Origin of the sequence: Haloarchaeobius litoreus (assembly GCF_024495425.1) — an archaeon.
GTDB lineage: Archaea > Halobacteriota > Halobacteria > Halobacteriales > Natrialbaceae > Haloarchaeobius > Haloarchaeobius litoreus.
Window position 1 is genome coordinate 399,659 of sequence record NZ_JANHJR010000002.1, and the last position, 22,497, is coordinate 422,155.

The window sequence follows — 22,497 nt, forward strand, 5'->3', positions numbered from 1 at the left end:
CTTATTTCCAACGGTAAGTGCTTTGCCCGTCGGGCGAGTCCGTGCAAATATCATGCCGAACGGCAAACCGGGCGACAGCCCCTACACCGACATCGTGACCCACGGGAGAGACATCTACAGCCCCGAGGTCGACGACCTGATTCGAGAGCTCGACTCGATGGGCGCGGCCATCGACGTCCACGACGTGTTGAACGGGTACGAACTGGACCCAGACGAGGAGGCACTGGCGGCGATGGCGGCCGACCTCCGCGAGCTGAAGCGGGAACGCGAGTCGGGCGACTGACCACGCCGGCACCGCCCAGTTGAAGTGTCACGACGGCATACCCCTCTCCAATGGGACGCTTCGGGGACAGCAAGGTCAAGGCGCTCACCGTCGGCCTGGTGCTGGGCCTGTTCGCCCTCGTCGGGACGACCGTCTGGGGGCTCCTCCAGGGCCTGCTCGCGCTGCTCGCGCCCGGCAGCCAGCCGCTGCTGGCGGCGGTCGTCGGCGCGGTCGCGCCGTGGCTGCTCGCGAGCATCCTCCTCGTCCTCCTCTCGGGCGGGCTGTTGCTCTGGCTCGTCATCACGCTGGCGAGTCGCATCTCCCTCCCGTCGCCACGGCTGGAGAGCGAGCGCCTCTCCCGGCTCGCCGCGGGCGTCGAGTACTACGTGCCGGCGGCGCGGGCGGCGGACCTCTCGGGCTGGCTCGCGCCGCCGGAACCGACGGCCGAGGAGAAGCTGGCGCAGGTCAAGGAGGACTACGTCGAGGGGAAGATATCCGGAGAGACGTTCGAGCGCAAGGTCGAGCAGCTCCACCGCGAGGAGGAGGCGTTGGACCGTTCCAGCATGCCCTCGCGGCTGGACAAGCTGCTCGACGACGCGGACAGACGGGCGGGGGACACCGACGAGGAACCGCCTGCGGACGACTTCTCCCGCACCGCCGTCGTCGACGCGATGGACGTGACCGTCGTCGACGAGCTCGGCGACGACGACGAGCCGGCGACCGAGCAGGCCTGACTACAGTTCGAAGGTGTCCGCGCGGGCGTCGGTGCTGACGCCGTAGCGCGCGTCGTCGACACCCGTCGGCGGCTCGTCGTCGCCGTATCTCGCGGCCAACGCCGCCGAGACTGACTCTCGAACGCACGCACGAGCGGCGGCACCGACGCGCGTCGCGCTCCCCGAGAAGGTCGCGGGCTCGCCGTCGGGGTCGCTGGCGACGACGACCGCGTCGCTCGTGGTGCCCGGGACGCCGACCGCGTCGAGCAGCGTCGCGGCCTTCGCCTCGGCGGCGACCGCGACGAGGTTCGCGAGCGCGCCGTCGGCCAGCGCGTGGGTCGTCCCGACGACGACGTTGACCGTGCCGGGGACGAGTTCGCCGTCGGGCAGTTCGCCGCCGGGCGGGTCCATCGGCAGCTCGGCAGGGTTCGAGACGCCGGCCGTGGCGCAGGCGACGACGGGTCCGAGTCGCGCGCCCCTGGCGTTCCGGGCCGCGACGCCGGTCAGGAGGACTGGCGCACCGTCGTCGACCTCGTCGGTGTCGAAGTCCGCATCCTCGACCTGCTCGGCGACGAACGCTTCCACGTCGTCGCAGTGCCAGTCCTCTGGGACGGTGACGCTGTAGGCCGCGTCGGCGACCCGGCGGCCGCCCCGCCACCCCGTCGAGAGCCACTCCGTCTCGGGCGCGCCGAGGCGGACCACGCCGTCACGCGTCGTCGGGGCGAACATCCAACACCTCCAGCGTGCGGTCGGTCGTGTCGTCGTTCTTGACGGCGACTCTGACGTGCGAGTCAAGTCCGCGGAACGTCCGGGCATCGCGGAGGACGACGCCCTGCTCGCGGGCGTCGGCCAGCAGCGCGTCGACGTCCCGGTCGCCGCAGTCGAGCAACAGGTACGGTGCTGCGGAGGGGTGGACCTCGAACGACGGTTCGAGGCCGTCGCGGAGTCGGCGACGTTCCCGGCGGACCGTCTCGCGGGTCTCGCGGACGAACCCGTGCTGGCGCAGACAGTGCGCGCCGACGGCCGCCGCGGGCGCGCCGAGGTTCCACGCGCGGCGGGCCGTCGCGAGGTCCTCCCGTGCCGCACCGGTCGCGACGGCGTAGCCCGCACGGAGACCCGGCAGCCCGTAGAGCTTCGTCAGCGAGCGCGCGACGACGACGGCGTCGTGGCCGGCGAGCGACGCCTGCCCGGTGTATCCGAGGAACGCCTCGTCGGCGAGCAGGCGCGTGCCGGCGTCGGCACAGCGGTCCGCGAGGGCGACGAGCGCGGAACGGTCGGGGAGCGCGCCGGTCGGGTTGTTCGGCGTGCAGACGACCACGGCCGCGAAGTCACCGGGGTCCACGTCCAGCACCGCTTCGGGTCGGAGGAACACCGGCTCGCCGTCCTGGAGGCGCACCTCGCGGGCGTACTCGCCGAAGCTCGGGGCCGGTACCGCGACACGGTCGCCCGGGTCGACGGCGGTCGCGAGCGCGAGCCGGATGGCCGCGAGCCCGCCCGGCGTCGGCACGACCTGGTCGGGGTCGACGCCGACGACCGTCGCCGCGGCCTCGCGGAACTCGGCATAGTCGTCGTCCGGGTAGCGCCGGGACTCGGCGAGTGTGGCGTCGTAGACGGCCGTCGTGCCGGGCGGCGACCGTGGGTTCGTGTTCGCGCTGAGGTCCAGGACGTCCCGGTCGGTCGTCCCGCCGTGGGGCACGCGCTCGGCGTCCCGCACCGACTCACGGTCCACGTCGGCTCACCTCCGAGTCACGGACCACGGGTGTCCACCTCCCCGGCGAGCGCCTCGGCGACGGCGGCGTCGCCGGGTCTGTTCACGTTCACGGCGAGTCTGGCGTCGTAGCTCACGAGCGTCTCGCTCTCGGTTTCGGGGCCGACCACGTTGAGTCCCGTGGGTGCGAACCCGTCCATCTCGGTGTCGACGCTCGCGCCCAGTTGCGCCTTCAGCGCGGCCGGGACCACGACGGTGAGGCTGTGTGTGGTCCCCTCACCGCCGGCTCCGGCCGGGTCCGACGTGGCCACCTCGACTGCACGGTCCACCGGCCCCGCGGCCAGCAGCGGGAGGTCGGCGGCGGCGGTCAGCACGGGTTCGCCACTGGCCGCCTCGATGGCCGCACCGAGGTCAGCGACGTAGCCCTCACCCGGCGTCTCGACGGTCGTCACGTCGGGCCGGTTCGCGAGGTGGGTCCGGGTTTCGGGCGCGTTCGGGGAAACAGCGGCGTACACGTCGTCGACGCGGCTGGCCGCGAGCGCACCGCAGACACGGTCGACCATCGGGACGCCGCCGACCCGGAACAGGGGCTTCTCGACGTCGCCCTCGAACCGGGTTCCCTCGCCGCCGCACATCACGAGAGCGTCCACGCGATCACCCCCACGTGCAGCCCGGCGACGCGGGCGAGTTCGTTGGTCGCACCGAACACGTCGCCGGAGACGCCGCCGAGCCGTCGGCGCGCCCAGCGGGCCGCGACGGCGGCGACCAGCAGCGCGGCGACGACGGGGAGGGTGGCGACGAGGAGTCCGGGAACGTCGCCACCGGCCCACCAGCCGACGCCAGCGACCGGCAACGCGAGCGCAACGGTGGCGAGGACACCGACCACGCCCGACCCGTCGGCGAGCGCACTTCCGAGGCCGTCGTGGGGCGGGTCCGCGACCGCGGCGAGCGTCGCCATCGCCGCCTTCGCGCCGACCTCGCTGGCGACGACGACGGCGACCGCTTCCCCGACACCGAGCCCGGCGACCGCGACGGCGGCCAGTGCGAGGCCGACGACGACGAGCGCGACCGCCGCAACCGCGCCGACGCCGGTCGTGGTGTCCTTCAGCACCTCGCGGCGGCGCTCGGGGTCGCCGTGGACGACGGCCGCGTCGCCGCAGTCCGCGACGCCGTCGAGGTGGGTGATGCCGGTGAGTCCGTAGGTCAGCAGGAGGTACCCGAAGGCGACGACGGTGGTGGGGACGCCGACGGGGACGCTTCCGGCCGCGACGAACGGCAGTGCGAGGCACGCGCCGACGAGGTAGCCGACCGGGACGGCCGCGACCGGCGATGCAGTGAAGGCGGTCCACGCCTGCTCGTCGTGACCGACCGGAATCCGGGTGAGGAAGCCCACTGCGCCCCGGAGCGCGCTCAGAGCCACGCGACCACCCCCGCGAGGATCGTCGCGACGACGCCGGACGAGGCGACCTGTAAGACACCGCGCTGGGCCTTCCGCGGGGAGGGGAGCGACGCACCGGCGTTGAGCACGTACACGCCCGGTTTCTCGAGTCGCACCTCCAGCGCGGCCGCGAGGGTCCCCATCGGCCACCCCGAGTTCGGCGACGGGACCTCGCGGAGCCACTGTCGGGCACGCAGGAGCGCGCGCGGCCGGCCCGCGACCTGTGCGAGCAGCAGCGCCGAGAGTCGCGCCGGGAGCCACATCACGAGGTCGTCGAGGCGCGCGCTCGGCCCGCCGACGGGCTTCGATCGATAGCCCAGCATCGAGTCCAGCGTGTTCACCGCCTTGACCCAGGCCGCTCCCGCCGCCGCCAGCGTGAGGGAGACTGGGGCGAGGACGGCGAACGCTGCCAGCGGTGCGACGAAGCCGTCGGCGAGGTTCTCGGCGGCGCTCTCGACCGCGGCGCTCCGGAGCAGGCCGGGCGAGAGCTCGCTGGCGTCGCGGCCCGCGAGCGAGCGCAGCGACTCCCGTGCCCCCGCGACGTCCTCGGTGGAGAGCTGAACGATACGGAGTGCCTCGGCGACGAGCATCCGGAGGCTCGTCGTGACCGTCAGCGCGAGCCCGGCGACGACCGCGCCCGCCCAGGGGTCGACCCACATCGACAGCCAGACGACACCGGCGATGACGCCCGCGGCGAGTAGCGGGAGCGCGAGCGCGGCGAGCACGCCGACGAGCCGGGGATGGGTCCACTCCCGGTCGACGGCGGCGACGAGCCGCCCGAACCACGCGACCGGGTGGAACCGGTTCGGGGGCTCGCCGACCACGACGTCGAGGACGACCGCGATGACGACCGCCGCGGTCGCGGTCATCGGCACGACGACCACCTCGGCGGCGTACCCCGACGTTCCGACGCCGTCATCCGTCCCACCCCAGCTCGTCGGCGAGGTCGGAGAGAGGCACGTCGGCAACGTCGACGAAGCGTCCGCCCAGTGCCTCGATACCCCCGTCGGTCCTGGGGTCGTCGCCGACGTGGACGAGATCTCCGGGGACGGCGTCGAGCCGGTCGGCCGTCGTCTCGAACATCTCGCAGGCGGGCTTGCGCCACCCGCAGCCGACGCTGCTCACGACGGCGTCGAAGTCGCCTCTGGAGAGTTCGGAGCGGATGAGCGTGCGGCCCACGAGCTCCGGCACCGAACAGTTCGAGCACAGTGCGACCGGACCCACCTCGCGTGCGGCCGCGACCGCGTCGACGGCACCCGGACGTGTCCGAATCTCGGGGTCGAACGCGGCGACGACCGCCCGGCGGGCCGCGTTCCCCGGTGCGTCGACGCCACGGCTCGCGAGCGCTGCGGAGACGTGCGCCGGGAGCGGGACCTCCGCCCCCTCGGGCGCATCGATGTGTCTCTCGCGGTAGGCCGCCGCCCAGTCGTCCGGGACCGCCACGTCGCGGGCCGACAGCTCGGCCCCGACACGCGCCGCCGGGTCGTCGCCCCCGGCATCGACGCGCTCGACCAGCGTCCCGAACAGGTCGAACGAGACTGCCACTACCGTGAGACTAGCGCAATTCTACTTGAACGACGCGGTCCCGGCGGGCCGGACGACACCGTCGTCCTACAGCCCGATGTGCGAGGTCGAACTCGGCATGTCGTCGTCATCGTCGTCTCCGTCGTCGTCCGCCCCGCCCTCGTGGCTGAACTCGTAGGTCGCGTCGTCGAGGTACACCGTCCCGTCCTCGACGGTGACGTCGACGGAGACGAGCGTCGTCTCCGCCGCCTCGCCGTTGTCGCAGTAGCCCGAGCAGCTGTCGAACATCGAGCCGTGCTTCGGACAGATGATCCGGCCGTCCCGCATCGCCGCACCGAACCCCCTGTCGAGCTGCTGTGCCTCGTGTGTACATCGGTTCACCCACGCCTCCACTCCCTCCTCGCAGGGGACGAGGATGACCTCCTCGGGCTCGCCGTAGGGGTCCCGCGCGGTGAACAGCCACGACCGCTCGTCGTGGACCGTCTCGACGTCCGTGAGCTCCGTCGTCATACCCGTGTCGTGGACGGCCACCCGCCTAACTTCTGTGGGTTGTCAGACACCCGCCGTTGCCCTCGCGGTCCCTCCGAGAAGGCACGGCAGCGCCCCTCGGTATCGACGTCGGACGGAGCGTGCCCACACGCTCGCGTTCCACCTCGCCGTCGCGGTCGCGCGTCTCGTCTGACTGCCTGTGCGGGGTCGGAGCAGTGGCCTCGAACGTCGTCAGCTCGATGTGCTCGCCGCGGTGAGACGCGGTAGGGAGCCGCGGAACGTCGAGCCGAGGACGACCTCCGGCCAACTGTCGGACGTGCCGGTGATGTGCGCACCACTGTAGACGAGATTCTCGCCGTTGTGCTGTGTCGTGACTGGGTCGCCGAACGAGGCATCGAACGGCGCGCCGCCGCCACTGTCCATCGACAGCCCGCGACAGCTGCGGTCGTCGTCGCGGCAGCGGCACCGAGCGTCGCGAGGTACTTTCTGATTCAGACGAAATATATGGGGTGCCGTCGGCAGCTTCCGCGCCGTTCCGGCGTCCGTGCGTGTTTACGGCTCTCCATCCTAGATCGCATTCGCACAGCTGCGTCAACCGATAGAATAGATACACCAGCGGGTCTCGACTGTGAATCGGCTTCCAGAGAAGTCCGCCCTCCCCGATTTGAACGGGGGGCAAGTCGATCTACAGTCGACTGCTCTACCAGTCTGAGCTAAGGGCGGGCGCACTCTCACGTAGTCGCCGAGTACGATTTAAGGGTTATCATTCGCGCTCCCTCCCCCCGGATGATGGGCGTGTAGTACGACGGGTGTCAGACGAGGCAGATAGATTGAAATAGTTGGCGCATAGAACTGTGTGCAAAGCGGGTATGAGTAAGATTACCGTGCGTGCGGACGACGAGCTGGTCGAGCGCCTGGAGGCGCGCGAAGAGTCGAAGAGCCAGCTCGTCCGGGAGGCGCTTCGGGCGTACCTCGCCGACGAGTTCGCCGACCCGCGCGGTGACTCGTCCGACGTGCAGGCCGCCACGCTGGACGGTTTCCTCGCCGACCGGGTGGCTGCACTCGTCGACGAGCGCGTGGAGCACCAACTGCGCACGCGACAGCAGGACGTGAACGTGAACCTCCGACTCGAGGGGGCGACTGCGGAACGTGCGTCGGTGTCCGACGAATCACTGGGGACGCCGGAGCGGGAGCCGAGGTCGGTCGACCGGGACTGTGGGCAGTGTGGCGTGGCGCTCGGCGAGGACCACGTGTACTGCCCGAACTGCGGTGAGAAGGCCTCGCGCCGGGTCTTCTGTGACTGTGGCGACGAGATCAGGTCGGACTGGGCGTTCTGCCCGAGCTGCGGTCGTCGGACGCCTGCAGCGGACGTGTTGGACTCGGCGTAGGACAGATCCGGGTCGTCGTCACATATGACGACGAATCGGACAGTGAGTTAGGCGGTACCTTTATTATGTATGACACAGTGCATACAATCGCGTAAGACGGGTGTCTTACACACAGGAATTCGGGAGAATACGGGGCTCCCGCGTACGAAATCGGTGTGTAAGACGGAACGCGTGCGAAAGAATCCCACGCGGAACGTCTTACCCAAAGGGGAATCAGAACCATGGAGCGTGTGACACTGCGAATACCGAAACAGCAGATCGAGGAGGTTGAACAGATGGTCGAGACGGGCGAGTACCCGAACCGGAGCGAAGCGATCCGGTCGGCAGTCCGTGAGATGCTCAACGAGCAGAACGACCGGTCGAACGAGAAAACCCAGCGAACCTGGGCCAAGGTCTAACGATGCAGGATATCGTCCAAGAAGCCCTCGAGCACGAGGAACGAGAGCAGAAACAGCAGGCCGACGCGACGGGTGACGAGTTCGGCGACCCGCGCATCGTCATCGTCGGTTGCGGTGGCGCCGGCAACAACACCGTCAACCGACTGTACAACATCGGTGTCGACGGTGCCGACACGGTCGCCATCAACACCGACAAGCAGCACCTCAAGATGATAGAGGCCGACACGAAGATACTCGTCGGCAAGTCCCTCACCAACGGGCTCGGCGCTGGCGGCGACCCCTCGATGGGCGAGCGCGCGACCGAGATGGCGCAGGGAACCATCAAGGAGGTGCTCGGCGACGCGGACCTCGTGTTCGTGACCGCCGGCATGGGCGGCGGGACCGGCACCGGTGCCGCTCCGGTCGTCTCCAGCATCGCCAAGGAGCAGGGCGCAATCGTCGTCGGCATGGTGTCGACGCCGTTCAACGTCGAGCGCGCCCGCACGGTGAAGGCCGAGGAGGGGCTGGAGAAGCTCCGCGAGGAGGCCGACTCCATCATCGTGCTGGACAACAACCGGCTGCTCGACTACGTCCCGAACCTGCCCATCGGCAAGGCGTTCTCGGTCATGGACCAGATCATCGCCGAGACGGTCAAGGGCATCTCGGAGACCATCACGCAGCCCAGTCTCATCAACCTGGACTACGCCGACATGACGTCCATCATGAACCAGGGTGGCGTCGCGGTGATGCTCGTCGGCGAGACACAGGACAAGAACAAGACCCGCGAGGTGGTGAACGACGCGATGAACCACCCGCTGCTGGACGTGGACTACCGTGGTGCATCCGGTGGACTCGTCCACATCACGGGTGGCCCCGACCTCACACTGAAGGAGGCCGAGGGCATCGCGAACAACATCACCGAACGGCTGGAGGCCAGTGCGAACGTCATCTGGGGCGCACGCATCCAGGAGAACTACAAGGGCAAGGTCCGTGTCATGGCCATCATGACTGGCGTCCAGAGCGCGCAGGTGCTCGGCCCGAGCACGCAGAAGCAGGCCAACAAGTCGCGCCAGGCCATCGACGGCGTCGACGAAGCCGAGTTCGAAGCCCAGCCCGGCGGTCAGCCGGTCCAGAACGGCGGCAACCAGTCCGTCAACGGCGGCGGCTCGAACTCCGGTAGCACCTGGGGCGACGGTGGTCAGGAGGAGATCGAGCAGAACAACGGCCTCGACGTCATCCGCTGACTCGGTATCCGCGCCTTCTTTCGACCCAACCGGCGGAGCGGCAGCTCAGTCCAGAACGGACGTAAACGTCGTCTCAGACCGGAACGCGCCGGTCGCGACGGCGAACGGGTCGACCGTCTCGTCGCCGTTGGTGACGACCCAGTCGCCACGCTGTGTCCACTCCCAGCCTGCGTCGCGGACGAGGGTCTCGCCGCAGTAGCTGCCGAACGAGCGGACGACGCGCTCGAACGCCCGTGCGTCGGCACCCCCGGCCGGATCGGGCTGGACGCCGACGAACCGGCGCGAGTCGAACCGCTCGTCGACGGCGTCATCGAGCCGTGCGAGCGAGTCGGTCGTGAAATCGAGGTCGTAGTCGCTCCAGAAGTCGGCACAGTCCTCGGCCTCGTGGGTGAACAGCTCGGGTGGGTCAGACGGACGCTCCGTCCCGACGGGGTCGAGGGCAGGGCCATCGTCGTCGGTATCGTCGGACGGAGCGGTGGCGTACATCCGGTCGGGGTCCGACGCCGGGGTCGCGCGCTCGGCCGGGTCCTCGATCGAACCGTCCGACGACGACCGGAGCAGGCTCCGCAGCGTGTCGAGCAGTCCCATGGTCGGCGTTTCGGGGGGCGTCGGAAATCCGTTTCGGGGCGTGTATTACACGTCACACGCTCGCCGACGATGCGTCTCACGCCCCGGATGGACGGCGAAAACAGTCGATTCAGACCGCTTCGAGCGAGTCGAGCAGCGAGCACTTCCGGCAGCGCTCTCTGGTCGTCGTCGCGCCGCAGTCCTCGCACTCGTGCAGGTCGGGGCCGTCGCCGTCCTCGTCGTACCGATCCGCGAGCACGCCCGCGAGCTCCTCGTAGCCGGCCATGATGGAGTGGCGGGTGCCGGGGTGGTTCTCCTCCAGCCCGTACAGCAGCTGCTGGATCTCCCCGCGGTAGGCCTCGCTGGAGTGCGGGCACTCCGTGATGTGGGCGGGCAGGTCGCGGAGATGGCAGTAGAGCGCGACCTCCTTCTCGGGCACGTCGCGCAGCGGCTTCGCGCGGGGGACGAACTCGTCCTGCTCGCTGCGGGCGTCGTCGCCGTCGAAGCCGCCGATCGAGGCGTCGAAGTGCTTGGCCATCTGGGCGACGTCGCCCTCCAGGAAGTTCATCATCGCGGTCTGGGCCTCGTCGTCGAGGTTGTGGCCCGTCAGGAGCTTGTCCGCGCCGAACTCGTCGGCGTAGCGTTCGAGCAGGTCTCGGCGGAACACGCCGCAGTAGGCACAGGCGGCCATGTTCTCGGGGTCGTCCTCGACCACGTCGTCCATGCGGACACCGAACTCCTCCTCGTAGGTGACCAGCTCGTGGCGCATCGAGAGCTCGTCGGCGAGTTCGACGCAGGCGTCGACGCTCTCGTCGCGGTAGCCCTCGATGCCCTCGTGGATGGTCAGCGCGACCAGCTCGATGCGGGGGTCCTCGGCGAACGTCTCGTCGAGGATCTGGGTGAGGACGACGCTGTCCTTCCCGCCGGAGAGCCCGATCACCCACGTCTCGGGGTCCTCGGGCGTGGCGTCGCGTGGCACCAGGCCGTCCTCGCGGACGCGCTTTCGCACCCGCTTCTCGACGGATTCGCGGAAGTGCGACTCACAGAGGTGTGCCCCGGAGTAGGCGGCGTGCATGACGGCCTCGCGGCCGCACCTGGTGCACTCGGTCATCGGCGGTTCCTACCCCGTCCGGCGGGATACGGGTTTCGCTGTCGGTTCAGACCGCGTCCAGCCCACCGTCCACCGACCGGAGGACCGCGTCCACGTACGCGTCGCGACGGCGCGAGGAGAACAGCTCGTGGCCGCCCTCGTAGATGCGGATCTGGTCGGCGTCGGCCGCCTCGCCGATGGCTCTGACGCTGACGACCTGGTCCCGCAGCGAGCAGAACACCACGGCGTCCTCGTCGATGGCTGGCCGGTCGCGGTGGCCACGACGCGCCTCGCGGACGAACCGCGGCGACACCTTGGCAGGGATAGCTGCCAGCTGCCGGTCGGTCGTCAGCTCGCCGATGGCGCGCCGGTCGTCGACCCCGGAGGGGATGAACCTCGCGTCGAGCCCCAGCTTCGAGACGAGCGAGAACAGCGCGCCCTTCGACTCCGGCGGGAAGTCCCACCACGGGCTCAGGTAGGTCGTCGTCTCGGCCCCGTCGAGGAACGCCGCGATGAGCCCGCCTGTGCTGTGGCCCGCGAGCCGGAACTCGTCGAGGTCGGCGACGTACGACCGCACCGGCTCCACGTAGTCCGCGTAGAAGTCGTCCGGGAAGACGGGTATCTGGAGCGCGTGGACACGGTAGCCCGCGTCGGCGAACTGCCCGACCAGCCAGTCCACGTTCTCGTGCTCGTGGCGGTTCCCCCAGCCGAGGACGAACACCAGGTCCGCATCCCCGTTCTCGTTCGTGACCCGTGGTTGCATACCACGTCCGTCGGACCGGCGCGCCATAAACGTCCCAGAACTGTCGACCCACCGTCTCTCCCGGCCGCTCCGCCAGCGCGGTCCGTCTCCCCGTGTCGGACACGTATTTGTGCCTCCCCCTGCAAGCCCGTGCCATGTATCCGGCGTCCCGCCGTGCGGTCCTGACCACGGTCGTCGCGAGCCTCGGCGGCTGCCTCAGCACGTTCGACACCGTCGAGGCCCCCGGCACCCACCCGTCCGACGCCGAGCTCCGTCTCGACATCGAACGCCCCGGCGAGAACGGCGAACGCGTCTACGTCCACAACGACGGCGCGACCGACGTGCCGATGCGTGGCTACACCCTGGAGTACGACGACGGCGTCGTCTACGAGTTCGACCGCCTCACGCTCGAACCCGGGAGCTGGGTCGCCGTCGAGTCCACGAGCGTCATCGAGGGCATGGACCGCTCCGACCCCCCGAAGTTCGTCCGCGGTGCGAACCGCGACGAGCACCTCTGTCCCGACGGCCGCGTCACACTCGTCGGCCCGCAGGGCACCATCGTCGGCAGTACGACGTGTCCGGGCTGACCCAGCGTTCGTCGTCTGTTACCCGGGACTTTCTGGGCGATGTCGATCGCAGCGATACCATCGACGGGCGGGGCGGTCTGGCTGTCTCCGCCACACGCGACGCCGTCGACCGAGCACAGCGGCGTCGAAAACACGAGACGACGCGACATCAGTTCCACAGCACTCACAACCTCGAACGGCCTCGAACAGAACCAATGAGCGAATCGTGGCGCACCCGGCTGCAGCGGCTCGGGTTCAACCTGTGGCCGTCGTATCGGGGGACGGGCGGACGGGTCCGGTACATCGCCGAGGACTGGCAGGAGGTCAGGGTCGAGATCCCGCAGAACCTCCGGACGCGGAACTACATGGGGACGACGTTCGGCGGGAGCATCTACGGGGCGTGTGACCCCATCTACGCGATGATGCTCATCCAGGCGTTGCCGGACGAGTACACGGTGTGGGACAGGGCTGCGTCGGTGGCGTTCAAACGCCCCGGCACCGAGGACCTGTACGCCCGGTTCCGGCTGTCCGACGAGGAACTGACGACGATACGGGAGCGCCTGCGGAGCGAGGAGAGCGTCGACCGCGAGTACGAGGTCGACGTCATCTCGGCCGACGGGACGACGCACGCGACCGTCGAGAAGACGGTGTACGTGGGGCGGGACTGACGGCAACAACCTTCTTTGGCGTCTGGACCTCATACCAGACGATTATCGTATTTCGTCCTCCCTGTCGGTCGCCGTCGTTCGAGCGGCAGCCAGCCGTGGGTCCGCGGGACGGACCGCTCCGCCGGGGTGAGCGATGGCGCTGCAGCTGACGCCGTACCACCTGCCGCTGGTCTGCTCGCTGGTGCTCTCGGTCGCGGTCGCCGCATTCGCGGTCCGGAACCGGGACGTGCCGGGTGGTGCACCGCTCGCGGTGTTCGCGGCCGCGACGGCGGTCTGGACGGCCGGCGAGCTCGGCAACGTCAGCGCGACGGGGACGGCCGCGAAGACGCTGTGGACGAACGTCGAGATCACGGCCTCGACGCTGGTTCCGCCGGCGTTCCTGCTGCTCGCGCTGGAGTACACGGGCCGGCTCGACGGGCTGGACCGTCGACTGCTCGGCGCGCTGGGCGTCGAACCTGTGGTGCTCTCCCTGCTCGTCTGGACGTCGGGGCACGGTCTCGTCAGACGGGCGACCGGCCGTCGGCTCGCCGAGGGTGGCTACTGGATCATCACCGAGTCGCTCGGCCCGGCCTTTTTCGCACACGTCGCCTACTCCTACCTCGTCATCGGCCTCGGTATCGCCCTCATCGTGCGGACGTCGCTGCTCTCCCGCGGGGTGTACCTCGTCCAGGGGACTGCGTTCGTCCTCGGGGTCGCCGTCGTCCTCGTGGCGAACGTCGCCTACGTCTCCGGCCTCACCCCGCCGGGGCTCGACCCGACGAACATGGCCTTCGCCGTCTGCAGTCTGCTCCTGCTCGCGGCGATCCGCAGCCAGCGCTTGCTCGACGTGTCGCCGGCGACGCGCGAGCTCGCCCGCGACGAGCTCATCGCGACGCTGCCCGACGCCATCGTCGTCCTCAACGAGTCCAACCGGGTGGTCGACGCGAACCCGGCCGCCGAGGAGGTGTTCGACATCTCCACGTCGGACGTAATCGGCGAGCCGCTGGCGGCGGTGGCCCCGTCGCTGGCCGCCGCGCTCGAGGACGGGACGCGCATGCTCGCGCTCGAGCGTGGCGGCGAGACCAGACACTACGACCTGCGGGAGTCGGAGCTCGACCGCGGCTACGGAACCGTCACCGGCCGGGTCGTCACGCTCCGGGACGTCACCGACCGAAAGCAGACCGAGGAGCGCTACCAGGCGCTGCTCGACCGCTCGCTCGACATCGTCACCGTCATCGACGAGGCCGGTGCCATCACCTACGAGACGCCGTCGGTCGAGGAGGTGCTCGGCTACGCCCAGCCCGAACTCGTCGGCGAGTCGGCGCTGGAGTACGTCCACCCCGACGACCGCGAGCACATCGCGGAGACGCTGACCGGGCAACTCGCCGAGCCGGGCTCCGAGGCGACGCTGGAGTTCCGGTTCCTGCACGCCGACGGCTCCTGGCGCTGGCTGGAGGCCCGCGCACGCAACCGGACCGACGACCCCGTCGTCGACGGCATCATCGTCAACTCCCGGGACGTGACCGAGCGCAAGCGACGCGAGCAGCAGACCGACGTCATGCGCCGGCTCCTCCGGCACAACCTCCGGAACGACATGACCGTCGTTCAGGGCTACGCCGACCTGCTCTCGGAGGCCGCGGTCGACGGCGAGGCGGAGACGCGCCCCGGCGACGACGCACCGACCGACCCACCCATCGCGGAGTACGTCGACGCCATCGAGGAGCGCGTCGAGAAGGTCGTCGAGCGCAGCGACAAGCTCCAGCGCGTCACCGCCGAGCTGCGCGCCGACGAGCGGCGACTCGTCGACCCGACCATGGTCATCGAGAAGACCGTCGACAGCGTGCGGCTCGCTCACCCCGACGTGAGCGTCGAGACCGACCTCGAGGACCTTCCGCCGGTGCGGGCCGGCGACGCGTTCGAGGTCGCGTTCACCGAGCTGGTGGAGAACAGCATCGAGCACTGCGACGGCGAGCCCGCGATCACCATCACGGCGACTGCCGAGCCCGAGGATGTCCGCGTGCAGGTCAGCGACGACGGCCCGGGCATCCCCGTCGACGAGCTCGACCCGCTGCGGAACCGCAAGGAGACGGCGCTCGAACACGGTAGCGGCGTCGGGCTCTGGCTCGTCATCTGGGTCGTCCGTTCGGTCCGTGGCGATCTCGAGTTCGACGTCGAGGACGGCACGACAGTCACCCTCAGGCTCCCCCGGGCAGACAGGCCGACCGGCGTCAGCGCTGCCGACACGTCCGCCGACGGAGCGAGGGCGTTATCCACCTCCGACGAGTAGCCGCGGGTATGAGCCTCCCACGCGACGACGCGCTCGACCGCGTCGCGGCTATCCTCGACACCATCGAGCACGAGGAGATGCCCGTGCCGGTCCGCGAGGTCTGGGTGTACGGCGACGTGGCGCTCGGCCTGGATCCCGTCGACCGCCTCGACGTCTACCTCACGAAGGACATCCTGCTCGGCGGCGACGCCTCCCGCGCCGACGAGTTCGAGGCGGAGTACGGCGTCCAGGGCGTCGGACAGACCGTCCGGACGGAGTGGGCCGACGAGTACCCGGAGCACCTCCGCGCGAACGCCAACGGCCACGCCGCCCCCGAGAAGTGCCTCGGCGCGCACCTGCTCCCCGACGAGGACGAACCCGTCCATCTGGAGGTGTGCAACGCCAGCTTCGACGACAACGTCACCCAGCGCCTCGCCGGCGCGAAGCGGCGCGAGGACTGGTCGACCCTGCTCGACCCCCGCGGCGTCTGTCTCTGGGTCGACGGCCGGCGCAGCGACGAGGCGATGCGCAAACTTCGCGAGTCCGAACTGGCGCTGCCGACGCTCTCCCGGGCGCTCGGGATGCTGGGACTGGAGGACGAGCAGGCGGAGGCGGCCGCCGCCGAACTGCACCAGTGGCGCGAGCAGCAGGAGGGTGCGACGGTGCGCGGCGACGTGGTGTAGACGCGCTCCCGCTCGCGGGTCGCTCGCGCTCCCCGCTCGAATCTCGGAGACGTCTCCCTGCGCTCGGCGTCTCCCTACTCCTCCACGGCTCGCTGCGCTCGCCGTTTCGGTTCGAGATTTCTCGCTGGCGCTCGAACCCTCGCTACTCCTCGAACCCGTCCTCGAACCAGAACGTGCCGTCCTGCTGGACGAGTTCGCCGTCGATGGTGATGGTCGAGTCCTCGCTCATGTCGACGATCATGTCCATGTGGATGGCGGACTCGTTGCGCTCGACGTCGCAGTCCTCGGGGACGTTCTCCTCGTAGGCACGCCCGAGGGCCATGTGGACGGTGTCGCCCATCTTCTCGTCGAACAGCATGTTGTAGGTGAACCGGTCGATGTCGCGGTTCATGCCGATACCCAGTTCACCGATTCGCTTCGCGCCGTCGTCGGTGTCCAGCACGGCTGCCAGCACCTCCTCGTTCTTGCCGGCGCTGAAGTCGACGACCTCGCCGTCCTCGAACGTCAGGTGGACGTCCTGTACCTCCCGCCCGTGAGCCATCAGCGGCATGTCGAACAGCACCTCGCCCTCGACCGAATCGGGGACGGGCGCGGTGAACACCTCGCCGCCGGGCAGGTTGTTCTCGGCGTGGTCGTTCTTGCCGACGGTGCCCTCGATGCTCATCACGATGTCCGTCGTGTCGCCGCTCACGATGTGGACCTCGCTGCCCTCGTCGAGCCTGTCGGCCATCGGTTGCTGGAACTCGCGCTGTTCCTCCCAGTCCTTGTTGATGGCGTTCCAGACGAACTCCTCGTACGCTTCGGTGCTCATCTCGGCGTCCTGTGCGTTGCCCGGGGCGGGGTACTGCGTGCCCACCCACCGTTTCTCCATCATCTGGGACTGGATGGGCTGGAACAGCGTCGCCATCGCCGTGTTCTTCTCCGGCGGGATGTCCCCCTGCTCGTGGGTGTTCTTCGCCGCTCGGATGCCCACGGTGGCGTCGACGTGCTCGACCATCGCCGCCAGCGTGTCCGGGACGTCGTCGTAGTTCTCGGGGTCCATCGCGTGCATGAACGCCCGGTGCGCTCGCGAAGGCCGGCTCCACACGACGGGGAACGCGCCCCGTTTTCCGATCTCCTCGTGGAGCGCGATGAGCAGGTCCTCGGCGAGTTCGCCCCCGGAGAGGAGGACCTCGTCGCCTGCCTGCAGGTCGATGGAGTGTTCGACGATGATGCGTGCGTGTTCGCGGACTCTGTCGTCCATAACTGGGGGTGTCCCGCACGGGGGATAATGATTTTCAGAACGATTATTCTGTATAGCGATTGATGGTTTGTCGCGGGGGGAGTCCCCCCGACTACTCGAACCCGTCCTCGAATCTGAACGTCCCGTCGCGCTGCACGACCTCGCCGTCGACCGCGATGAACGAGTCCTCGCTCATGTCGACGAGCATATCGACGTGGAGCGAGCTCTCGTTGCCCGACATCCCCTCGGGGACGACCTCGTCGAGACACCGCCCGAGCGCGAGGTGGACGGTGTCGCCCATCTTCTCGTCGAACAGCATGTGGTTCGTGAGCCGGTCGATGTCGCGGTTCATGCCGATGCCGAGTTCGCCGAGGCGATGCGAGCCGTCGTCACGTTCGAGGATGGATTCGAGGGTATCCTCGCCCGACTCCGCCTCGAACTCCACGACCTCGCCGTCCTCGAACCGGAGCCAGACGTTCTCCAGCTCCTCGCCGCGGGTGACGACGGGCAGGTCGAACAGCACCTCGCCCTCGACGCCGTCGGGCACCGGCACCGTGTACGCCTCGCCGCCGGGCAGGTTCCGCTTCGCGTCGTCGTTCCCGGCGTCCATCCCGGCGACCGAGAGCGTGATGTCCGTCCGGTCGCCCGAGACGATGCGGACCTCGTCGGCGGGGTCGAGGATGTCGACCAGCTGCTGCTGGAACGCCCGTTGTGCGTCCCAGTCCTTGTCGATGGCGTCGTAGACGAACGCCTCGTAGGCGTCGGTGCTCATCTCGGCCGCCTGTGCATTGCCCGGCAGCGGGTGCATCGTCCCGACCCAGGGCATGTCGAGGTGTGCCTCCATGATGGGCTGGTTCGCCTCACCCAGCGCGTTCGACACCTCGTCGGGCACGTCGCTCGTCTCTCTCGTGTTTGCCATCCCCCAGGCCATGACGAGCTTGTCCGCCGCTTCGAGCGCCGCCAGCTTGTGCTCCTTCAGCGCCGCCGCATCTGGGTCGAACTCGCGGAGGTACGCCCGGGATGCGCGGGGGCTCGCCCCGATTCGCATCGGAATCGCGTCGCGCTTTCCCAGCTCCTCGTACAGCGCGACGACGAACTCCTCGACCGCGGGTTTCGCGTCCACCAGCACCCGGTCGCCGGGCTGGACGTCGAGACAGTGGTCGACGACGATCTCTGCATGGTTCCTGATTCGCGGGTCCATGCACACAGGCTGTGGCGTGGGCCACAAAACGGCTCGCAGAAATTCGTTTCTGTGCGATTACCGAGAGTGGTCGGTGGTGAACCGGCCGACCATCGCACCGGCGAGGACGACACATGGTGTGGCGACGCACGAAGCCGTCTGGACGAGGAGGTAGAGGGCCCCCTCCGGGTCGACGAGGTAGCCGGAATCGGGCGACGCCACCAGCACCTGGCCGAGGTAGAGGGAGACGTACCCGAACACGGCGGCAACGAGTACGATTCCGAACACCGACCGCCACTCGCTCGCCGGGTCGTGCTGCCGACCCCAGACGGAGCCGAGGCCGAACAGCAGTACCCAGTTGAGGACGAAGCTCAGCGGGAAGGCGGTGGCGGTCAGCAGTCGCAGCAACGCGGGGTCCGTCTGCAGGTCGAGCAGGAAGACGAGCCCGAACCCGGTGACGTGCCACCGCGCCAGACCGGCGAGGAGGCCTGCAACGCCGAGTCCAATCGCCCATCGGAGCGACAGCGTCGAATCCGCGCCGGACTCCCGGACGGACCGTTCCGACACGCGGTGCCGGACGGACGCGACAGACGCACCGCCGAGCAGGACGAACGGTGTGGCGAGTATCGGCAGCACCTCGACGAGGCCGAAGCCGGCGATCCCGAGTGGCCACCCGTAGGCTGCCTGCTCGGGGAACAGAAACCGGGGAAGCACGGCCAGCCCGAATCCGAGGAGATGCGACGCCGTGACGGCGACGAGTGCGTGCTGATACTCGGACTCCACTGCAACGTCCGTCGCCCACAGGTAGCCGACGGCCAGCAGCAGGAACGGGTTCATCAGTGCCAGCAGGAGTCCCAGCTGCTGGGAGGAGAGTGCTCCCGTGAGGACCCCCGGATACGTACTGAGGGCGACCTCGGCTCCCTGTACTGCGCCGACCAGGAACCCGACGACGCCGAGCAGGGGGAGCCAGCGCCGCGGGTTCCCGTCCGCATGTGTCGAAACACCAGAAACGTGTGCATTCGTATCAGTCATCTGTAATCGAATCCGTGAGTGTGAAACGCAATTATCTGTCCACTATTAAATATTCCTGCCAGAACTGGACAGAACGAATAAATTATCGCTGTGCGTTGGTAAGCTGTCGGAGCAGGTGCGACTCGCGCCGGCTGCTGTCGGCTTCCGCACGGAATCGCCCTACTTCTCCACAGCTCGCTGGCGCTCACCGTTCCTGTACGAGGTTCTTCGCTGGCGCTCAGAACCTCGCTACTGCTCGCGGGTCGCGTTGCTCCCCGCTCGCGTGTTGGAGATGCCTCCCTGCGCTCGGCGTCTCCCTACTCCTCGAACCGGAACGTCCCGTCTCGCTGTACGACCTCGCCGTCGACCTCGATGAACGAGTCCTCGCTCATATCGACGATCATGTCCATGTGCATCGCGCTCTCGTTGAACGGCTGGCCGTCGGGCACGGTGTGCTCGATGGCCTGCCCGATGGCGAGGTGGATGGTGTCGCCCATCTTCTCGTCGAACAGGATGTTGTAGGTGAACCGGTCGATGTCGCGGTTCATCCCGATGCCGAGCTCGCCGAGACGGCGCGCGCCCTCGTCGGTGTCGAGCACGGCACCGAGCAAGTCCTCGTTCTTCTCGGCGGCGTGCTCGACGACCTCGCCCGCTTCGAACTTGAGCCAGGCGTCCTCGATCTCGCGGCCCTGTGCGACGAGGGGTTTGTCGAACAGCACCTCGCCCTCGACGCTGTCGGGGACGGGCGCGGTGTACACCTCGCCGCCGGGGAGGTTGAGTTCGGCGTAGTCGTTCGCGGTGACCATGCCGTCGACGCTCATCCGGATGTCCGTCGTGTCGCCTGAGACGATGCGGACCTCGTCCGCGGGGTCGAGGATCTCGACCATCTGCTCCTGGAACGTCCGTTGTGCGTCCCAGTCCTTGTTGACGGCGTCGTAGAGGAACTCCTCGTAGGCTGCGGTGCTCATCTCGGCGTCCTGTGCGTTGCCCGGGGCGGGGTACTGCGTGGCGACCCAGCGCTTGTCCATGCGCTCGACGCTGACGGGTCGCCATGCCTGCGTCATCGCGGAGCGTGTCTCGGGGTCGACGTCGCCCGTCTCGTTCGTGTTCTCGTCGGCGCGGACGATGATGACCACGTCCGTCTCCTCCATCTCGGCGAGCTTGTGCCCGGGGAGCGTGAAGGAGTCGGGGTCGGAGGCGCGCATGAACGCCCGGCTCGCCCGCGAGCTGCGCAGGCTGTAGGTCGGGTTCGCGCCCTTCTCGCCCAGCTTCTCGGCGATGGCGACGACCAGGTCCTCGGCGACCGGTGGTGCGCTGACGATGACGTTGTCGTCTTCCTCGACCTGCGTGGAGTGTTCGACGATTATCTCCGCGTGCCGCTCGACTCGTGGGTCCATGTCCGAGTGGAATCGCGTCGTGATGTTAACGGTTTCCAGAAGCAGTTTTCTGTCACTTAGGTTGTGGTTCGCTCGCTGGCGACGACGGCGCCCTGCCCGTCCAGCGTGAGGTCGAGCCGTTCGTCGTCGACCTCGACGCGCACCCGATACCGCGGCGGGTCCTCGCCCGTCCGGACCGTCTCGCCGTCGGTGAGGAACGGGAGCGTCCACGGGAGCCGGTTGGCGACGTCGATACCGTGGTCGTCGCAGAACGCGACGAACCGCTGGTCGCGGAGCACCACGACGCCGGCCGACGAGCGGGTGAACGCGCCACAGCGCTCGCAGCTGGTCCGGAACGTGTAGTCGATGTCGGCGTCGTCGGGGGCCGCGACGATCTCGCGTTCGACCCATCCAGCGCACTCGTGACAGATGCCGCCGACGAGCAGTTCGATGCGGGCGTACGTCGTCCGCGTTGCGAGCGCGAGGAGCTCGCGCATCGACCGGTCGGTCGCGGCTCCCGGCGGCACCGTCGTGCGGAGGATGGTGTGGTCGTTCTCGCAGCCGACGTCGAGGTCGCCGCCGTCGAACCGGGCGACGAGCTCGGCGTCGCACCTCGTGCACGTGTCGCCGAGTGGCTCCGGGTCGAGTTCGACGTCGGTGTCGTAGGTTCCCCCGAGGATGGCCCCGACGACCTCGCGCCCGGCGTAGGTGAGCACGTAGCCGTCGTCGGTCTCCTCGACGAACCGGCCGCGGAGCTTCCCGAGGTGGTAGTTGAACCGCCCCGAGTCGGCGACGCCGGTGCGGTCGCGGAGTTCGGAGAACGTCAGGGCGCGCTGTTCTGGGTCAGCGCGACGCGCATCGACCAGCGCCTCCAGGATGGCGACGCGGGTCTCGTCGCCGAGCACGGCGAAGGCGTCCGAGGCAGCCCCCACCCCGGGCGCTTCGTCGGCCGTCTCCTCCGCTGTCGTCGTGTCGTCGCTCATGGACGACGCAACTCCCGCCGCCAGCAAAAGTCCCTCGGCGTCGGTCGGTCACGACGACCACCAGTCGGGGTCAGTCGCGGTCGGCCACGCGCCCGACCGTCACGTAGAACGGCACCGTCTCGGTCCGTCGGTAGTCGCCGTCGGCGGCCTGCGCGGCGGCCTCGCGGCCCATCTCGCGCCACGACTCCCGGAGGTCGTCGTACTCGCTATCCGAGAGTGTCGTTCGCAGGCTGGCCTCGTCGCTGGCCAGTCCCGCGCCGCTGGCCTTCTTCGCGACCGCCTGCAGGTCGGCCTCGTCGTACGGCGGTGCGAGCGTCCGGGTGTGCTCGTACCGGCGCGTCTCCACGTCGACCAGTCCGGCCTCGCCCAGGAGTTCCGCTGCCTCGCTCCCGAGCGCCGGGTCCACCTCGCTCCCGGCGATGTAGGCCGCCCGTGCCGCCCGTGCCAGCCCGGCCTCCCGGTCGACCGTCGACTCGACAGTGACGGCGGCGTTGTCCGGCTCCACGACCGCCACCCGGTCGGCGGCGACACGGGCGAACTCCCGCACCGCGACGCTCGGGTCGGGCAGGTTCACCAGCAGCGCCTGACAGGTCACGAGGTCGAAGGCGTCGTCGCGGAACGGGAGCCGCGTCGCATCGCCCGCCACGACCGGGACGAACTCGCGGGCCACCGCCAGCAGCGCCGGGTCGGCGTCACAGCCCACGACCCGGCCGGCCGTCTCCTCGGCGAGCACGCGCGAGAACTCGCCCGTCCCACAGCCCACGTCGAGGACGCTGTCCGCACTTCCGAGTTCGAGCGGTTCGAGCGCCGCCCGCGAGTCCGCCCACATCCCGCTGCGGGTGTGTTCGAGGTACTCCGCGTCGAATCGTCGCACGGACGGGCTTGGGAGGCGTCGGTGAAAAGCGATTGGAAGCGGGGCGGGAGCCGGTAGCGATGGTGGCGGAGCAGCCGGTAGGCGCGCGGCTCGCGAGCGTGGCAAGCGTGGCGAGCGCAGCGAGCCCCGGGAGTCGAGAACCTCGGG

26 protein-coding genes and 1 tRNA gene are annotated in these 22,497 nt (G+C 69.2%); 9 read left to right on the forward strand and 18 right to left on the reverse strand.

Annotated elements, in window-relative coordinates; all coding sequences use genetic code 11:
- The first annotated feature begins 52 nt into the window (after positions 1-52).
- Together NOW55_RS08820 and NOW55_RS08825 are read left to right on the forward strand one after the other, a co-directional pair.
- Positions 53-283 carry a hypothetical protein gene (locus NOW55_RS08820; RefSeq protein ID WP_256399729.1) on the forward strand — a complete coding sequence of 77 codons (231 nt, stop codon included), beginning with the start codon at positions 53-55 and terminating at the stop codon, positions 281-283.
- A 50-nt stretch (positions 284-333) separates the two neighbouring features.
- Positions 334-996 carry a hypothetical protein gene (locus NOW55_RS08825; protein WP_256399730.1) on the forward strand — a complete coding sequence of 221 codons (663 nt, stop codon included), beginning with the start codon at positions 334-336 and terminating at the stop codon, positions 994-996.
- Here the strand turns inward: NOW55_RS08825 and NOW55_RS08830 are convergent, their stop codons facing one another.
- The 9 genes from NOW55_RS08830 to NOW55_RS08870 all read right to left on the reverse strand — a co-directional run bounded on the left by NOW55_RS08830 (position 997) and on the right by NOW55_RS08870 (position 6,857).
- On the reverse strand, positions 997-1,704 hold the full coding sequence (locus tag NOW55_RS08830; RefSeq protein WP_256399731.1) for an adenosylcobinamide amidohydrolase: 708 nt from the start codon (positions 1,702-1,704) through the stop codon (positions 997-999).
- Entirely contained in the window at positions 1,682-2,704 is a 1,023-nt protein-coding gene (locus NOW55_RS08835) for an aminotransferase class I/II-fold pyridoxal phosphate-dependent enzyme (RefSeq protein ID WP_256399732.1), read from the reverse strand. Before NOW55_RS08835 ends, NOW55_RS08830 begins: the two co-directional genes overlap by 23 nt.
- A 17-nt stretch (positions 2,705-2,721) precedes the next feature.
- Positions 2,722-3,318 (reverse strand): NTP transferase domain-containing protein, encoded by a 597-nt coding sequence (locus NOW55_RS08840; protein WP_256400401.1) that lies wholly within the window; start codon positions 3,316-3,318, stop codon positions 2,722-2,724.
- Positions 3,318-4,103, reverse strand: coding sequence for an adenosylcobinamide-GDP ribazoletransferase (gene cobS, locus NOW55_RS08845; RefSeq protein WP_256399733.1), 786 nt, complete (start codon positions 4,101-4,103; stop codon positions 3,318-3,320). The genes NOW55_RS08840 and cobS overlap by 1 nt, the downstream gene beginning before the upstream one ends.
- Entirely contained in the window at positions 4,094-4,996 is a 903-nt protein-coding gene (cbiB, locus tag NOW55_RS08850) for an adenosylcobinamide-phosphate synthase CbiB (protein ID WP_368407746.1), read from the reverse strand. Before cbiB ends, cobS begins: the two co-directional genes overlap by 10 nt.
- A gap of 40 nt (positions 4,997-5,036) precedes the next feature.
- On the reverse strand, positions 5,037-5,666 hold the full coding sequence (locus NOW55_RS08855) for an HAD family hydrolase (protein WP_256399735.1): 630 nt from the start codon (positions 5,664-5,666) through the stop codon (positions 5,037-5,039).
- 66 nt (positions 5,667-5,732) lie between these two features.
- A complete protein-coding gene (locus NOW55_RS08860) occupies positions 5,733-6,155 on the reverse strand; it encodes a Rieske (2Fe-2S) protein (RefSeq protein ID WP_256399736.1) in 423 nt (140 codons plus the stop codon).
- 210 nt (positions 6,156-6,365) lie between these two features.
- Positions 6,366-6,557, reverse strand: coding sequence for a hypothetical protein (locus tag NOW55_RS08865; RefSeq protein WP_256399737.1), 192 nt, complete (start codon positions 6,555-6,557; stop codon positions 6,366-6,368).
- Between the two features lie 226 nt (positions 6,558-6,783).
- Positions 6,784-6,857, reverse strand: a tRNA-Tyr gene (locus NOW55_RS08870).
- Between the two features lie 146 nt (positions 6,858-7,003).
- Here NOW55_RS08870 and NOW55_RS08875 point away from each other — a divergent pair.
- The 3 genes from NOW55_RS08875 to ftsZ all read left to right on the forward strand — a co-directional run bounded on the left by NOW55_RS08875 (position 7,004) and on the right by ftsZ (position 9,143).
- On the forward strand, positions 7,004-7,522 hold the full coding sequence (locus NOW55_RS08875) for a double zinc ribbon domain-containing protein (protein WP_256399738.1): 519 nt from the start codon (positions 7,004-7,006) through the stop codon (positions 7,520-7,522).
- Between the two features lie 221 nt (positions 7,523-7,743).
- Positions 7,744-7,920 (forward strand): transcriptional regulator CdrS, encoded by a 177-nt coding sequence (gene cdrS / locus NOW55_RS08880; protein WP_256399739.1) that lies wholly within the window; start codon positions 7,744-7,746, stop codon positions 7,918-7,920.
- Positions 7,921-7,922: 2 nt separating this feature from the next.
- The gene (ftsZ, locus tag NOW55_RS08885) at positions 7,923-9,143 is read left to right on the forward strand and encodes a cell division protein FtsZ (protein ID WP_256399740.1); all 1,221 of its coding nucleotides are present in this window, start codon (positions 7,923-7,925) and stop codon (positions 9,141-9,143) included.
- 45 nt (positions 9,144-9,188) lie between these two features.
- On the opposite strand, the gene NOW55_RS08890 is transcribed toward ftsZ, so the two are convergent.
- From NOW55_RS08890 to NOW55_RS08900, 3 genes are all read right to left on the reverse strand, one after another.
- On the reverse strand, positions 9,189-9,731 hold the full coding sequence (locus NOW55_RS08890; protein WP_256399741.1) for a hypothetical protein: 543 nt from the start codon (positions 9,729-9,731) through the stop codon (positions 9,189-9,191).
- A 109-nt stretch (positions 9,732-9,840) separates the two neighbouring features.
- Positions 9,841-10,821, reverse strand: coding sequence for a tRNA 2-thiolation protein NcsA (ncsA, locus tag NOW55_RS08895; protein ID WP_256399742.1), 981 nt, complete (start codon positions 10,819-10,821; stop codon positions 9,841-9,843).
- Between the two features lie 46 nt (positions 10,822-10,867).
- Positions 10,868-11,563 (reverse strand): alpha/beta fold hydrolase, encoded by a 696-nt coding sequence (locus tag NOW55_RS08900; RefSeq protein WP_256399743.1) that lies wholly within the window; start codon positions 11,561-11,563, stop codon positions 10,868-10,870.
- Between the two features lie 134 nt (positions 11,564-11,697).
- On the opposite strand from NOW55_RS08900, the gene NOW55_RS08905 reads away from it, so the two are divergent.
- From NOW55_RS08905 to NOW55_RS08920, 4 genes are all read left to right on the forward strand, one after another.
- Entirely contained in the window at positions 11,698-12,129 is a 432-nt protein-coding gene (locus tag NOW55_RS08905; RefSeq protein WP_256399744.1) for a lamin tail domain-containing protein, read from the forward strand.
- A 194-nt stretch (positions 12,130-12,323) separates the two neighbouring features.
- The gene (locus NOW55_RS08910; RefSeq protein WP_256399745.1) at positions 12,324-12,776 is read left to right on the forward strand and encodes a DUF4442 domain-containing protein; all 453 of its coding nucleotides are present in this window, start codon (positions 12,324-12,326) and stop codon (positions 12,774-12,776) included.
- Between the two features lie 133 nt (positions 12,777-12,909).
- The gene (locus NOW55_RS08915; RefSeq protein WP_256399746.1) at positions 12,910-15,042 is read left to right on the forward strand and encodes a histidine kinase N-terminal 7TM domain-containing protein; all 2,133 of its coding nucleotides are present in this window, start codon (positions 12,910-12,912) and stop codon (positions 15,040-15,042) included.
- An 8-nt stretch (positions 15,043-15,050) separates the two neighbouring features.
- Positions 15,051-15,704 carry a DUF7095 family protein gene (locus NOW55_RS08920; RefSeq protein WP_256399747.1) on the forward strand — a complete coding sequence of 218 codons (654 nt, stop codon included), beginning with the start codon at positions 15,051-15,053 and terminating at the stop codon, positions 15,702-15,704.
- Between the two features lie 142 nt (positions 15,705-15,846).
- Here the strand turns inward: NOW55_RS08920 and NOW55_RS08925 are convergent, their stop codons facing one another.
- The 6 genes from NOW55_RS08925 to NOW55_RS08950 all read right to left on the reverse strand — a co-directional run bounded on the left by NOW55_RS08925 (position 15,847) and on the right by NOW55_RS08950 (position 22,350).
- Positions 15,847-16,947, reverse strand: a complete 1,101-nt coding sequence (locus NOW55_RS08925) for an aminopeptidase (RefSeq protein ID WP_256399748.1) — start codon at positions 16,945-16,947, stop codon at positions 15,847-15,849.
- 91 nt (positions 16,948-17,038) lie between these two features.
- Positions 17,039-18,127 (reverse strand): aminopeptidase, encoded by a 1,089-nt coding sequence (locus NOW55_RS08930; protein ID WP_256399749.1) that lies wholly within the window; start codon positions 18,125-18,127, stop codon positions 17,039-17,041.
- 57 nt (positions 18,128-18,184) lie between these two features.
- The gene (locus NOW55_RS08935) at positions 18,185-19,138 is read right to left on the reverse strand and encodes a hypothetical protein (RefSeq protein WP_256399750.1); all 954 of its coding nucleotides are present in this window, start codon (positions 19,136-19,138) and stop codon (positions 18,185-18,187) included.
- A gap of 296 nt (positions 19,139-19,434) precedes the next feature.
- Complete coding sequence (locus NOW55_RS08940; protein ID WP_256399751.1) at positions 19,435-20,514, reverse strand: aminopeptidase; 1,080 nt, start codon at positions 20,512-20,514, stop codon at positions 19,435-19,437.
- A 56-nt stretch (positions 20,515-20,570) separates the two neighbouring features.
- Complete coding sequence (locus NOW55_RS08945; RefSeq protein ID WP_256399752.1) at positions 20,571-21,476, reverse strand: ArsR/SmtB family transcription factor; 906 nt, start codon at positions 21,474-21,476, stop codon at positions 20,571-20,573.
- A gap of 70 nt (positions 21,477-21,546) precedes the next feature.
- The gene (locus NOW55_RS08950) at positions 21,547-22,350 is read right to left on the reverse strand and encodes a class I SAM-dependent methyltransferase (RefSeq protein WP_256399753.1); all 804 of its coding nucleotides are present in this window, start codon (positions 22,348-22,350) and stop codon (positions 21,547-21,549) included.
- Positions 22,351-22,497: the final 147 nt, after the last annotated feature.